This is a genomic window from Variovorax sp. P4_B11, assembly GCF_056402355.1.
The window spans coordinates 52,257-64,825 of record NZ_JBFUHO010000003.1; the positions used below are offsets into that span (position 1 = coordinate 52,257).

Below are 12,569 nucleotides of genomic sequence, written 5' to 3' on the forward strand. Positions count from 1 at the left end.
AATTCTAGGACTGCACGCCGTGTGGCGCCGCTTCGGCCTCCGTCCGTCGTCAAGGAGGAACACGACATGAAGATTGCCCTGGACCGCTGGATACGCCTGGCGCTGGCTTGCGCAGGCATCGCCCTGCTGGCTGCCTGCGGCTCGCTGCCGATTTCCCGCGACCGGCCGGCCGACTACGCCGCGGCGCCGGACCGCTCGACCCGGCTGGCAAAGATCGTCGCCGATTCGACGCCGCCCGACGAGCATTCCGGCTTCCGGCTGATGCCGCTGGGCGTCTATTCGCTCGATGCGCGGATCCAGCTCGCCCAGCGGGCCCAGCAGTCGCTGGTGGTGCAGTACTACCAGCTCGAAAACGACGCCACCGGGCGGCTCCTGATGCGCGCGCTGCGCGAGGCGGCGTCGCGCGGGGTCAAGGTGCGGGTGCTGGTGGACGACCTCTACACCGTCAAGAGCCAGCAGCCGCTGCTGGCACTGGCGCAGACGCCGAACGTGGAGGTGCGCCTGTTCAATCCCTTCTGCTGCGGCCGGGATGGATTTCTCTCGCGCTTCGTCGCGTCGCCGCAGGACATCGGGCGGCTCAACCATCGGATGCACAACAAGCTGTTCATCGCCGACGGCGTGGTGGCGGTGGTCGGCGGGCGCAACATCGCGGACGAGTATTTCGTCCTCAGCGAGGCGCAGAACTTCATCGACATGGATGCGCTGGTGGTCGGCAAGGTGGTGGCCGAGCTCGAGGCGATCTTCGACCAGTACTGGAACGCCGAGCAGGTCTGGCCGATCGACCAGATCGTACGCGGCCCGGGCGGCCGCAGGCCCGGGCCCGACGAGTTCGACGCCTGGATCGGCATGCGTTCGCCGCCCCCGAAAATCGTCTTGCCGCCCTCGGACGTGCTCGGCTACGGTCCGATCGCCGAGGAGCTGGACGGCGGACGCATGGGGCTGCTGTGGGGCGAGGCGCATGCCATCGCCGATCCGCCGACCAAGCCGGCCACCATGAGCGCCGACGAGGCGCTCGCCACCAGCGTGACGATGAAGGTCTGGACCCTGCTGCTCGATGCGAGGACCGAAGTGGACCTGACCTCGCCCTACCTGGTGCCCGGCGAGAAGGGGATGGCCGCGTTCGAGGACCTGTCGCGGCGCAAGGTCAAGCTGACGCTGCTCACCAATTCGCTGGCCGCCAACGACGAGCCGCTGGTCCACACCGGCTACGCCCGCTACCGCGAGCGCCTGCTGGCCAGCGGTGCCGACCTCTACGAACTGAGCCCCGCGCGCACCACGGCCAACAAGCGCTTCGACATGTTCGGCAACTCGCTCGGCCGGCTGCACGCCAAGACGGCGGCCATCGACCGGCGGCGGATCTTCATCGGATCGATGAACCTGGACCCGCGCTCGGCGACCCAGAACACGGAAATGGGCGTGGTGGTCGACAGCCCCCAGCTGGCGCGCGAGATGCTGCGGGTGATCAGCATCAGCAAGCTGCAGAACTCCTACCGGTTGCGGCTGGACAAGCGCACCGGCGCGCTCGAGTGGCTCACCACCGACGGTGAAAAGGAGATGATCCTGACCTCGGAGCCCGAATCCGGCTTTTTCAAGCGCTTCTACAACTCCCTGATCGCCCCGATCGTGCCGGAGATGCTGCTGTAGGCTCGGGGGATGGTCCATTTCCGCTCTTGCAATCCGCCGCCGCCGCCCCACATGCCGTGCATGAACGCTACCCACACCCCCGCGCACAAGGCCGACCTGGCCGTGACGCATGTCCTGGCCCAGCTCCTTGAGCGGCTGGAGCACAGCGCCGTGCCGGTAGGCCCCGAGCAATACCGGTCGGTGGTGATGCACCTGGTCGATCAGTTCCGAGATTCCGAGCCGGGCTTCGAGCTGGGCAAGCTTCTGGATGCCTATCCAGCCGCGTCGCAACTCTACGAAAACCTCAATTACCAGCACGCCGGCCTCTGCCGCTCGGCGCTCGACGCTTCGCTGGCGGCCGAGCTGGCCGCGAGGAAGGCGATCGAGCGTGCCATGCGTGCCACCGGCCCGGACGCCACCCATGAGTAAGAGCGAGGTGAAGACTGCGGTCGTGGCCGACGGGCTGCGCTACAAGGCCAAGGCGCCGGGTTCCCCGTTTCGTGCCTCGGCCTCGTTCAGCGGGGCGACCATGTCCTGCTTCATGTGCGGGAAGCATCGCGTGCGCTCGCAGATGCGCACCCGGCAGCTGCTGGGCAAGTCGCAGACGGTGTGCGCACCGTCCTGCAAGGCGCTCGACGAACTGATGGAAGCCTCCGGCGCGACCTGAGATCGCGCGCTTCTTCGGCTATCGCTGCAGAGCATTCAATTGATTGAATCTATTTAATACTTCGTGTTGCCTATCCATTGAGGGCAATTCGAACTACAGTTAGAAACAATTGGTGGAAGTGATTTCGCTAATACCTAAGTTCTAATTAAGTAGATTCAATGATCCCAATGAAGACCATTGCCTGTCATCGGTCGAATCCGGGTCGAATGCATGCGAAAGGACGGCCCTTGTGAGCCAACCGCGTCACGTCATCATGCAGGTCGTCAAGCGCTCGGGTGGCGCGACGCACCATGTGGAGTTCTGCATCGACGACAACTTCGCCGAGCGTTTGCGGCAATTGCGCTCGCTGGTTCCGCCGCTCAATGCGCTCAACAAGCAGCGCGACCTGGTGATCGACAAGGTGCGGGTCCGGCTGCCGACCGCCATCTGGCGCTGCGGCGGCGACATCGACAGTTCGGTCGAGGGCTCGTGCATCGTGATCGCCGCCGAAGGCTTCTTCAATTGCGGTGCCAAGGACCGCAAGACGAAGGAAAAGCTGGTCACCTACACCTTCTCGATCTCGCGGCTGATCGAGCTGCACATGGAGCGGCCGGCGGGCGAGACCTTCTACATCCGCGATGGCATCTTCACCAACGACGAGCCGGCCGAATCCGCAGCGGGCCGCTGGGTCGCCTCGCTGCACGAACTGGAAGAAATGCGCGTGCCCGAGGCACCGTCCGATTTCGACACTTTGCAGGGCGTGCCGCTGCGCAGCGAGCAAGGCGCGCTGCCGTCGCAGCGCATCAGCCTGAACTGAACGCAGTGCGCCGGACGGCGCCGAGCTCAGGCGCCGCTACTGCAGCTTCACTTCGACCCGGCGCGCCTCGGCCGGCGCCCCGTCGGCCTGGGTCTGGGTGGGCTTGGCGAGCTCGACCTTGTCTTCGGGGACGCCGGCGATCTTGAGCGCCGCGCCCACCGCGATCGCGCGCTGCTTGGCGAGCTCGGCGTTCTTCTCGGGGTCGCCGCTGGCGTCGTGATAGCCGCTCACCAGCACGCGGCCGCCGCTCTGCACGGATTTCACGATGTCGGCCAGCGCGGCGCTGGAACCGGCGGGGACTTCGGCGCTGTTGATGGCGAAGTAGAACTTGACCACACCACCCTCGGTCTTGATCGCCGTGCCGGTGTCGGCTGCGGCCACTGCTGCCGCGGCAGGTGCCGCAGCAGCGGGTGCCGTGGCCGGTGCGGCCGGCGCTGCCGGTGCGCTGACCGGGGGCGGGGCCACGGCCGGTGCCGTCATCGCGCCCGCGTCGCCGGCATGGAACTTGACCACCAGCGGCACGATCAGCAGGGCCACGATGTTGATGATCTTGATCAGCGGATTCACCGCCGGGCCGGCCGTGTCCTTGTAGGGATCGCCCACCGTGTCGCCGGTGACGGCCGCCTTGTGCGCTTCGGAGCCCTTGCCGCCGTGGTGCCCGTCCTCGATGTACTTCTTGGCGTTGTCCCAGGCGCCGCCGCCGGTGCACATCGAGATGGCGACGAACAGTCCGGTCACGATGGTGCCCATCAGCAGGCCGCCCAGCGCCTTCGGTCCGAGTAGCAGGCCGACCACGATCGGCACCACCACCGGCAGCAGCGAGGGGATCATCATTTCCTTGATCGCCGCGCCGGTCAGCATGCTCACGGCGCGGCCGTACTCGGGCTTGCCGGTGCCTTCCATGATGCCCGGGATCTCGCGGAACTGCCTGCGCACTTCCTCCACCACCGAGCCGGCAGCGCGGCCGACGGCCTCCATGGCCATGGCGCCGAAGAGGTAGGGGATCAAGCCGCCGATGAAGAGGCCGACGATCACCATCGGGTCGCTCAGGTTGAAGCTGATGTTGAGCCCGTAGCTCTCGAGCTTGTGGGTGTAGTCGGCGAACAGCACCAAGGCGGCGAGGCCGGCCGACCCGATCGCGTAGCCCTTGGTCACGGCCTTGGTGGTGTTGCCCACCGCGTCCAGCGGGTCGGTGACGGCGCGCACGCTGGCCGGCAGTTCGGACATCTCGGCGATGCCGCCGGCGTTGTCGGTGATCGGGCCGTAGGCGTCGAGCGCGACCACGATGCCGGCCATGCTCAGCATGGACGTTGCCGCCACGGCAATGCCGTAGAGGCCCGCCAGCGTATAGGAGGCCAGGATCGCGATGCAGACGCAGATCACCGGCCAGGCGGTGGAACGCATCGAAACGCCCAGGCCGGCGATGATGTTGGTTCCATGGCCCGTGGTCGAGGCCTGCGCGATGTGCTGCACCGGCTTGTACTGGGTGCCGGTGTAGAACTCGGTGATCCAGACCAGCGCCGCCGTGAGTGCCAGGCCGACGAAGCAGGCGCCGAACAGCTTGATCTGGCTGCCGCTGGCGGCGATCGCGTTGTCGGGAATCAGCCAGCTGGTCACGAACCAGAAGGCGATCAGCGACAGCAGGCCCGCCACCGCCAGCCCCTTGTAGAGCGCCGGCATCACGTTGACCATGCCCGGCGAAGCCTTGACGAAGAAGCAGCCGATGATCGACGCGATGATCGACACGGCGCCCAGCGCCAGCGGATACAGCACCGCGTTGACCGGCGCCGCCGCGACCATCAGCGCGCCCAGCACCATGGTGGCGATCAGCGTCACGGCGTAGGTCTCGAACAGGTCGGCCGCCATGCCGGCGCAGTCGCCGACGTTGTCGCCCACGTTGTCGGCGATCACCGCCGGGTTGCGCGGATCGTCCTCGGGGATGCCGGCCTCGACTTTGCCCACCAGGTCGGCGCCGACATCGGCGCCCTTGGTGAAGATGCCGCCGCCCAGGCGCGCGAAGATCGAGATCAGCGAGGAGCCGAAAGCGAAGCCGATCAGTGGATTCAGCAAGCTCGCGAGGCTCTTGTCCGGCGTCAGCTGGCCGTTGCCGGCGAGGAACCAGTAGAAGACCGAGACCCCGAGCAGGCCGAGGCCGACCACCAGCATGCCGGTGATGGCGCCGCCGCGGAAGGCGACGTCGAGTGCCGGGCCGATGCCCTGGGTCGCGGCCTGCGCGGTGCGCACGTTGGCGCGTACCGAGACGTTCATGCCGATGAAGCCGCAGGCGCCCGACAACACCGCGCCGATCACGAAGCCGATGGCCGTGGTGGCGTCGAGGAAGACAGCGATCAGGATCGCCAGCACCAGGCCGACCACCGCGATGGTGCGGTATTGCTTGGCGAGGTAGGCCGCCGCGCCGGTCTGGATCGCGGCCGCGATCTCCTGCATTCGGGCGTTGCCCGGGTCTTTCGAAAGTATCCAGCTGCGCGCCCAGAAGCCATACGCCACGGCCACCAGGCCGCAGACGATGGCCAGGACGATAGGGGTGTTGCCAGTCATGCCTTGCTTCTCCAGTCGTTCGTTGTAACTAGTGGAGACGAAAGCCAGACCCTGTGCGCAACGCGTACGGGACAGAGCTTCCGCCGCGTTGCTTCCTCGAAGCCCCGATGCCGCGAAGGGCAGGGACCGATTGGCCAACGGCGGCAATTTACAGGCAAAAACGCGTTTGTGTGCGACTGTGCTGTGACATGGAAAGTAAACTTCGGGTTTGTCCGCATCCCGATAACACTTTCAACTACTTCAAAGACAGACCATGTCCCTCGGCCAAGTTTCCCCTGGTAAAGACGCCCCCGAAGCCTTCAATGTCGTCATCGAGATCCCGATGAACGCCGACCCGATCAAGTACGAGGTCGACAAGGAATCGGGCGCGATCTTCGTCGACCGCTTCATGACCACCGCGATGCACTACCCGACCAACTACGGCTACGTGCCGCAGACGCTGTCGGGCGACGGCGACCCGGTCGACGTGCTGGTGATCACGCCCTGGGCACTGGTGCCGGGCGTGGTGGTGCCTTGCCGGCCGATCGGCATCCTGATGATGGAAGACGAGGCTGGCATCGACGGCAAGGTGCTGGCCGTGCCGACGACCAAGGTGTTGCCGATCTACAGCCACTGGAAGACGGTGGAAGACGTGAACCAGATGCGCCTGAAGGCCATCACGCATTTCTTCGAGCACTACAAGGACCTGGAAGCCGGCAAGTGGGTCAAGGTGCTGGGCTGGGAAGGCATCGATGCCGCCAAGAAGGAAATCATGGACGGCATCGCGAATTTCAAGAAGTAGTCGCTGCCGCAATGAACGACGCCTCGCGGTGATTTCCGCGAGGCGTTTTTCATTGGGGTTCGGCGTGGCGGAACGGACTGCGTTCGCCCAGGTGGTCGAGGTAGTTCTCGATGCCGGCGCCCTCGCGCTCGAGGAAGCGTTCCACCGCGTCGGCGAAGGCGGGATGCGCCAGCCAGTGCGCGCTGGTGGTGCGCACCGGCATCAGCGCGCGGGCCATCTTGTGCTCGCCCTGCGCGCCGCCTTCGAAGCGTCCGACACCATGTTCGATGCACCACTGCAGCGGCTGGTAGTAGCAGGCCTCGAAATGGAGGCAGTCGACGCGCTCGAGCGCGCCCCAATAGCGGCCGTAGGCAATCAGCGGCGCCGGCGAGTCGTCGGCGCCGCCGAGGCCGGCGGACAGCGCGATGAGGCTGCATGCGATCGGCTTGCCTTCGCGCTCGGCCACGAACAGCAGCCAGGCTTCGGGCATGCCGGCCGCCATGCGATGGAAGAAGTCGCGGTTCAGGTAGGGCGGATTGCCATGTTCGCGGTAGGTGCGGGCGTAGCAGCGATAGAAGAAATCCCAATCGGCCTCGCGGATGTCGGCGCCGCGCGACCAGCGGAACGTGACGCCCGCGTCATGCACCTTGCGGCGTTCCTGGCGGATCTTCTTGCGCTTGTCGTGCGCGAGGCTGGCGAGAAAGGCGTCGAAGTTCGGCCATCCGGTTCCGCCGCCGGGCCGCCCCGAGGCGGAACGCGCCCCCTCGGGGGGCAGCGAGGACACGCCAGTGCCGAGCGTGGGGGCCATGGTTCCGCCGCCGGGCCGCCCCAAGGCGGAACGCGCCCCCTCGGGGGGCAGCGAGGACACGCCAGTGCCGAGCGTGGGGGCCATGTTGTTCCAATGGAATTGCACGGTGTGGCGCAGCATCAGGCCGGCTTCGGAACAAGCCGCGATGTCCTCGTCGGCGCCGAACAGCAGGTGCAGCGAGGACAGTTCTTCTTCCTTGCACCAGGCGACCACGGCCTGCACCAGCAGGGTGCGGCTTTCGGCGTCGCGCGCCAGCAGGCGGGCCCCCGGCACAGGCGTGAAGGGCACCGCGCAAACCGCCTTCGGGTAGTAGGCCAGCCCATGCTGTTCGTAGGCGTTGGCCCAGGCCCAGTCGAAGACGTACTCGCCGTAGGAATGGTCCTTGATGTAAAGCGGGCAGGCCCCCATCAGCCGCTTCCCGTGCCACAGCGTGATGAACTGCGGCGTCCAGCCGCTGGCCGGCGAGGCGCTGCCGCTGGCGTCGAGCGCGGCCAGGTAGGCGTGGCGCATGAAGGGGGAGGGCGCGGGCTGGAGGGCCAGCAGCTCGTCCCAGGCGGCGGCGTCGATCTCGGACGGCGAACGGTGGATGCGGACGATCGGGGTGGTCAAGGGCGTGGGAGTCAGCGCTTGCCGGGTCCGAAGGACTCGGCGATGGTGATGCCGCCGAGTACCAGGGCCAACGCGAGCGCATGGTAGGCGGACAGCGGCTCGCCGAGGATCACGACAGCCAGCAGCGGCCCGAAGATCGGCACCAGGTTGAGGAACAGGCCGGCTCTCGCCGGGCCGATCGCGCCCACCGCCCGGATGAAGAAGATCTGCGAGACGAAGCTCGGCAGCAGGCCGATGAAGACGATCAGCGCGATGCCGGTGGCTGTCGGCATGAAGAACTGACCCATCGCCACTTCCGCCGCCAGCAGCGGCAGCGAGGTCAGGGCCGCAACCCCCGCGGTGGCGGCGAAGAAGACGATCGCCGGCACTTGCGGCCGGTTGCGCAGGCCAAGCGCATAGCCCGCATACAGCAGGCAGGCCACCACCATCCAGACGTCGCCGACATTGAAGGCGAGGTCGGCCAGCAGCGCGAATTGCCCGCGCGATGCGACGACCACGATACCGGCCAGCGTCAGCAACACGCCGGCGAGCTGCAGCGCACCGATCCGGCTGCGAAAGAAGATGAAGCTGCCGACCAGCACCAGCACCGGAATGGTGCCCTGGATGATCGCGATGTTGATCGCCGTGGTGTGGTGCGCCGCTGCGTAGAAGAGGGCGTTGAAACCGGTGAAGCCGAGCATGCCCATCAGTGTGATGAACAGCCAGGACGGCCGCAGGGCGCGCCAGTGGGCCGCGATCTCGCGACGCGAGCTCAGGGCCAGCGCGGCGCAGCAGACGATCCAGCGCGAGCAGGTCAGCATCATCGGCGATACCTCGCCCACCGCCAGGCGGGCCGCCACGGCATTGGCGCCCCAGGTCAGGGTCGCCAGCACGAGCAGCAGGTAGGCCTGGCCCTGGGGCCGTGGCAGAACGTCGGTGAAGCTGTCGGAGGAGGAACCTGTGCGCATCGCCCACCGAGGGTACCAGCCCGCGTCGCCGCGCGTGGCATGCGTCCTGCAAGACATGCCTGGCGAAGGCCGATGACATAATCGTCCAGCCCTTTCCTGAACCTGACATGACCCTGAAACTCGCCATCGCGCAGCTCAATTTCGTGGTGGGCGATCTCGCCGGCAACGCCCGCAAGATCGTCGATGCGGCGCGCGACGCCTACGGCCAGGGCGCGCGCCTGTTGCTCACCCCCGAGCTGTCGATCTGCGGCTATGCGGCCGAGGACCTGTTCCTGCGTCCGGCCTTCGTTGCCGCCTGCGACGACGCGGTGCGCGCCGTGGCGGCCGAGCTGGCCGACCTCGACGGCATGGTGGTGGTGGTGGGGCATCCGACCGGCCGCAGCATTCGCAGCCGTTCGGTCGCGGTGCAGTTGCGCCACAACGCCGCCAGCGTGCTCAGCGAGGGCCGCATCCTCGATACCTACGCCAAGCGCGAACTGCCGAACTACCAGGTTTTCGACGAGCGCCGCTATTTCACGCCGGGCGAGGGCGTCTGCGTGTTCGAGGCCGGCGGCGTCTCGGTCGGCCTGCTGATCTGCGAGGACGCGTGGTTCGACACACCGGCCCAGCTTGCCAAGGACGCGGGCGCCGAGATCCTGGCGGTCATCAATGCCTCGCCCTTCCATGTCGGCAAGGAAGGCGAGCGCAGCGTGCGCATGGCGGAGCGCGCCAGGGCGGTCGAACTGCCGCTGGTCTACGCGCACCTGGTCGGCGGCCAGGACGAGGTGGTGTTCGATGGCGCCTCCTTCGCTCTCGAGGCCGACGGCACAGCCGCGCTGCAGGCGGAGAGCTTCAAGGAGCGGCTGGTGTTCGCGCAGCTCGAACGCCGGGCTTCCGGCGTTGGATTCGTGCACGGCGCCGCCGCAGTGGCGCCGCCGCGCGAGGCCGAGGCCCAGCTCTGGGACGCGCTGGTGGTGGGCGTGCGCGACTACATCGGCAAGAACGGCTTTCCGGGCGCGATCCTCGGCTTGTCCGGTGGCATCGATTCGGCCCTGGTGCTCGCGATCGCGGTCGACGCGCTCGGCAAGGACCGGGTCCGCGCGGTCATGATGCCCTCGCCCTACACCGCGGACATCAGCTGGATCGATGCGCGCGAAATGGCCAAGCGGCTCGGCGTGCGCTATGACGAGATCTCGATCAAGCACACTTTCGAGTCGTTCCGGGGCGTGCTGGCGGAGGAATTCAAGGGCCTGGCCGAGGATGCGACCGAGGAGAACCTGCAGGCCCGCATCCGCGGCACGCTGCTGATGGCGCTGTCGAACAAGTTCGGATCGATCGTGCTGACCACCGGCAACAAGAGCGAGATGGCGACCGGCTACTGCACGCTGTACGGCGACATGGCGGGCGGCTTCGCGGTCATCAAGGACCTGCTGAAGACCACCGTGTTCGCACTGGCACGCTGGCGCAACGCCCACGATCCCTACGGTACCGGCGCCGAGCCGATCCCGGAGCGGATCATCACGCGGCCGCCCAGCGCCGAGCTGCGGCCCGACCAGACCGACCAGGACAGCCTGCCGCCCTACGACATCCTCGACGGCATCCTGGCCCGCTACATGGAAGACGACGAAGGCATCGACGAGATCATCGCGGCGGGCTACGAGCGCGCCGTGGTCGAGCGGGTGGCCCGCCTCATCAAGATCAACGAGTACAAAAGACGCCAGGCGCCGGTGGGTATCCGGGTGACCCATCGCAGTTTCGGCAAGGATTGGCGCTACCCTATCACCAGCAAATTCAACGACACCGCCGGAAGAAAGTCCCTATGAAGCAAATCACCGCCATCCTCAAACCGTTCAAGCTCGACGACGTGCGCGAGGCACTGGCCGAGGTCGGCGTCACCGGGCTCACCGTCACCGAGGTCAAGGGCTTCGGCCGCCAGAAGGGCCACACCGAGCTCTACCGCGGGGCCGAGTACGTGGTCGACTTCCTGCCGAAGATGCGCGTCGAGGTGGTGGTCAACGAGGCCGACGTCGAGCGCTGTGTCGATGCCATCGTGAGCGCGGCGCGCACCGGCAAGATCGGCGACGGCAAGATCTTCGTCACGAATGTCGAGCGCGTGGTCCGCATCCGTACCGGCGAAGAGGACGAGGCGGCTGTATAGGGCTCGCCCCCAGGTTGCCCGGCACTTCGTGTCCGGGCGCCCACCCCCTTCCGGGGGCGACACCAGCGGCCCGGCGGAGCCGGTTCCGCGGTGTCTCACCAACGAGGGCCTGGCTGCGCCGGCCCTGCGTTCGTTGTTCGTTTACAGGACTTCTGCGAGCTTGTCGCCGCCGGGGTGACGCCTGGCCTCTTCGGCCAGGGCTTCGAGGAGCGCGGGGGCATCGGTGCCGCTGCGCACCAGGTCCATCTGCCAGTCGTTCATGAAGCCTTCGCGCACGCTGTGGGCCAGGAAAGCCAGCATGCCGTCGTAGTAGCCGCCGGCGTTCAGGATGCCGACCGGCTTGTCGTGGTAGCCGAGCTGGCGCCAGGTCCAGATCTCGAACAGTTCCTCGAAGGTACCGATGCCGCCCGGCAGCGCCAGGAAAGCGTCGGCGCGCTCGCCCATCATGGCCTTGCGCTCGTGCATGGTGTCGACCACGTGCAGCTCGTCGCTCTGGCGATTTGCGAGTTCCTTGTCGACCAGGGCCTTCGGGATGATGCCGACCACGCGGCCGCCGGCGGCGCGCGTGGCCTCGGCCACGGTGCCCATCAGGCCGGAGCGGCCACCGCCATAGACCAGTTGGCCGCCGTGCTCGCCGATCCAGCGGCCAACCGCTTGCGCCACGGTCGTGAATTCGGGTCGCTCGCCGGGGCGCGAGCCGCAATAAACGCAAATCGAGAAATTGGAAGTCATGCCCCGATCATGCCGCGCCTAGATGACGCGTTGCCACAAGGCAGCTGTCCAGACGCCACCGCAGAGCAGGATGGACAGCAGCACCGCGGCGCTCCCGAGGTCCTTGGCGGTCTTCGACAGCGGATGCCATTCCGGGCCGATGCGGTCGATGGCATTCTCGATGGCGCTGTTGAGCAGCTCGACGATCAGCACCAGCATCACCGTGGAGATCAGCAGCGCCACTTCGACCCAGCTGCGGCCGACCCAGAAGGCGGCCGGGAGCATCACGACGGCGCAGATCACCTCTTCGCGGAAAGCGGCCTCGCGCCAGCCGGCGCGAAAGCCATTCAATGAGATCAGGGCGGCATGCCAGACACGGGTGAGGCCACGCCGCAAGGCCTGCGGGTTGGCCGGATCGGACCCGTTCATCGCCGGCTCATGGCTTTCGATGTGATCAGCCGGGTTCCGGCCCAGGCGTCATGCCAGAACTGGCGCTCCGGGTGGAAGCGGGCGAGCAGGGCCCAGACCGCGACCCAGCCGAGGACCAGCACTGCGGCTTCGCCGCCACCGAGCTTGAACGGCGCGATCAGGGCCAGCGGCGGCAGGAACCAGACCCAGCTCAGCAGATAGCGCGCCAGCGCGCGGCCCTGGCTCAGCGGCCGGCCTTGGAGGTCGACCACGCGGATGCCCCAGGTCTTCATCGCCAACGTCTGGCCTTTGGTCCAGAAGAAGACGAAATAGATGCCGAAGACGACAAAAAGGAAGGCTTGCAGCAAATGCCGGCGCGAGTCCATGGCGTCGCGCATCTGGCCCAGGGTGCTGAAAAGCCAGCCGGCGACGAACACCACCGCGAACAGCAGCATGCCTTCGTAGAGCCAGCAGGCCATGCGTCGCCAGAGGCCGGGCGTGGCGAGGGGCGAGGCGATGGGTTCTGCGGCCACGACCGGCTGCG

13 protein-coding genes are annotated in these 12,569 nt (G+C 67.1%); 7 read left to right on the plus strand and 6 right to left on the minus strand.

What is annotated here, in order from left to right; translation table 11 throughout:
* The first annotated feature begins 66 nt into the window (after positions 1-66).
* The 4 genes from AC1DYD_RS04225 (at position 67) to AC1DYD_RS04240 (ending at position 3,086) form a co-directional block, all read left to right on the plus strand.
* Positions 67-1,644, plus strand: a complete 1,578-nt coding sequence (locus AC1DYD_RS04225; protein ID WP_478171495.1) for a phospholipase D-like domain-containing protein — start codon at positions 67-69, stop codon at positions 1,642-1,644.
* A 60-nt stretch (positions 1,645-1,704) separates the two neighbouring features.
* On the plus strand, positions 1,705-2,052 hold the full coding sequence (locus AC1DYD_RS04230; protein ID WP_478171496.1) for a hypothetical protein: 348 nt from the start codon (positions 1,705-1,707) through the stop codon (positions 2,050-2,052).
* A complete protein-coding gene (locus AC1DYD_RS04235) occupies positions 2,045-2,290 on the plus strand; it encodes a hypothetical protein (protein WP_478171497.1) in 246 nt (81 codons plus the stop codon). Before AC1DYD_RS04230 ends, AC1DYD_RS04235 begins: the two co-directional genes overlap by 8 nt.
* Positions 2,291-2,519: 229 nt before the next feature.
* Positions 2,520-3,086, plus strand: coding sequence for a hypothetical protein (locus tag AC1DYD_RS04240; protein WP_478171498.1), 567 nt, complete (start codon positions 2,520-2,522; stop codon positions 3,084-3,086).
* Positions 3,087-3,122: 36 nt separating this feature from the next.
* Here the strand turns inward: AC1DYD_RS04240 and AC1DYD_RS04245 are convergent, their stop codons facing one another.
* Positions 3,123-5,645 (minus strand): sodium-translocating pyrophosphatase, encoded by a 2,523-nt coding sequence (locus AC1DYD_RS04245; protein ID WP_478171499.1) that lies wholly within the window; start codon positions 5,643-5,645, stop codon positions 3,123-3,125.
* Between the two features lie 253 nt (positions 5,646-5,898).
* Between AC1DYD_RS04245 and ppa the strand changes: the two genes are divergently transcribed.
* On the plus strand, positions 5,899-6,426 hold the full coding sequence (gene ppa, locus AC1DYD_RS04250) for an inorganic diphosphatase (protein ID WP_478171500.1): 528 nt from the start codon (positions 5,899-5,901) through the stop codon (positions 6,424-6,426).
* Positions 6,427-6,475: 49 nt separating this feature from the next.
* On the opposite strand, the gene AC1DYD_RS04255 is transcribed toward ppa, so the two are convergent.
* Positions 6,476-7,822: a GNAT family N-acetyltransferase gene (locus AC1DYD_RS04255; protein WP_478171501.1), complete on the minus strand. Its 1,347-nt coding sequence runs from the start codon at positions 7,820-7,822 to the stop codon at positions 6,476-6,478.
* Positions 7,823-7,833: 11 nt separating this feature from the next.
* Entirely contained in the window at positions 7,834-8,769 is a 936-nt protein-coding gene (locus AC1DYD_RS04260; protein ID WP_478171502.1) for a DMT family transporter, read from the minus strand.
* A 107-nt stretch (positions 8,770-8,876) separates the two neighbouring features.
* Between AC1DYD_RS04260 and AC1DYD_RS04265 the strand changes: the two genes are divergently transcribed.
* A complete protein-coding gene (locus tag AC1DYD_RS04265; RefSeq protein ID WP_478171503.1) occupies positions 8,877-10,571 on the plus strand; it encodes an NAD+ synthase in 1,695 nt (564 codons plus the stop codon).
* Entirely contained in the window at positions 10,568-10,906 is a 339-nt protein-coding gene (locus AC1DYD_RS04270; RefSeq protein ID WP_286368035.1) for a P-II family nitrogen regulator, read from the plus strand. The genes AC1DYD_RS04265 and AC1DYD_RS04270 overlap by 4 nt, the downstream gene beginning before the upstream one ends.
* A 141-nt stretch (positions 10,907-11,047) precedes the next feature.
* Here the strand turns inward: AC1DYD_RS04270 and AC1DYD_RS04275 are convergent, their stop codons facing one another.
* Genes AC1DYD_RS04275 through AC1DYD_RS04285 form a run of 3 tightly spaced genes read right to left on the minus strand, consistent with a single transcriptional unit; the run spans position 11,048 to position 12,504 of the window.
* The gene (locus AC1DYD_RS04275) at positions 11,048-11,638 is read right to left on the minus strand and encodes an LOG family protein (RefSeq protein ID WP_478171504.1); all 591 of its coding nucleotides are present in this window, start codon (positions 11,636-11,638) and stop codon (positions 11,048-11,050) included.
* Positions 11,639-11,656: 18 nt separating this feature from the next.
* On the minus strand, positions 11,657-12,046 hold the full coding sequence (locus AC1DYD_RS04280) for a diacylglycerol kinase (RefSeq protein ID WP_478171505.1): 390 nt from the start codon (positions 12,044-12,046) through the stop codon (positions 11,657-11,659).
* The gene (locus AC1DYD_RS04285; protein WP_478171735.1) at positions 12,043-12,504 is read right to left on the minus strand and encodes an RDD family protein; all 462 of its coding nucleotides are present in this window, start codon (positions 12,502-12,504) and stop codon (positions 12,043-12,045) included. Before AC1DYD_RS04285 ends, AC1DYD_RS04280 begins: the two co-directional genes overlap by 4 nt.
* Positions 12,505-12,569 lie beyond the last annotated feature (65 nt).

Coding starts and splice junctions, on each gene's coding strand:
- AC1DYD_RS04225 (WP_478171495.1), top strand. CDS start 67: ATGAAGATTGCCCTGGACCGCTGGATACGCCTGGCGCTGGCTTGCGCA.
- AC1DYD_RS04230 (WP_478171496.1), top strand. CDS start 1,705: ATGAACGCTACCCACACCCCCGCGCACAAGGCCGACCTGGCCGTGACG.
- AC1DYD_RS04235 (WP_478171497.1), top strand. CDS start 2,045: ATGAGTAAGAGCGAGGTGAAGACTGCGGTCGTGGCCGACGGGCTGCGC.
- AC1DYD_RS04245 (WP_478171499.1), bottom strand. CDS start 5,645: ATGACTGGCAACACCCCTATCGTCCTGGCCATCGTCTGCGGCCTGGTG.
- ppa (WP_478171500.1), top strand. CDS start 5,899: ATGTCCCTCGGCCAAGTTTCCCCTGGTAAAGACGCCCCCGAAGCCTTC.
- AC1DYD_RS04260 (WP_478171502.1), bottom strand. CDS start 8,769: ATGCGCACAGGTTCCTCCTCCGACAGCTTCACCGACGTTCTGCCACGG.
- AC1DYD_RS04265 (WP_478171503.1), top strand. CDS start 8,877: ATGACCCTGAAACTCGCCATCGCGCAGCTCAATTTCGTGGTGGGCGAT.
- AC1DYD_RS04270 (WP_286368035.1), top strand. CDS start 10,568: ATGAAGCAAATCACCGCCATCCTCAAACCGTTCAAGCTCGACGACGTG.
- AC1DYD_RS04275 (WP_478171504.1), bottom strand. CDS start 11,638: ATGACTTCCAATTTCTCGATTTGCGTTTATTGCGGCTCGCGCCCCGGC.
- AC1DYD_RS04280 (WP_478171505.1), bottom strand. CDS start 12,046: ATGAACGGGTCCGATCCGGCCAACCCGCAGGCCTTGCGGCGTGGCCTC.
- AC1DYD_RS04285 (WP_478171735.1), bottom strand. CDS start 12,504: ATGGCCTGCTGGCTCTACGAAGGCATGCTGCTGTTCGCGGTGGTGTTC.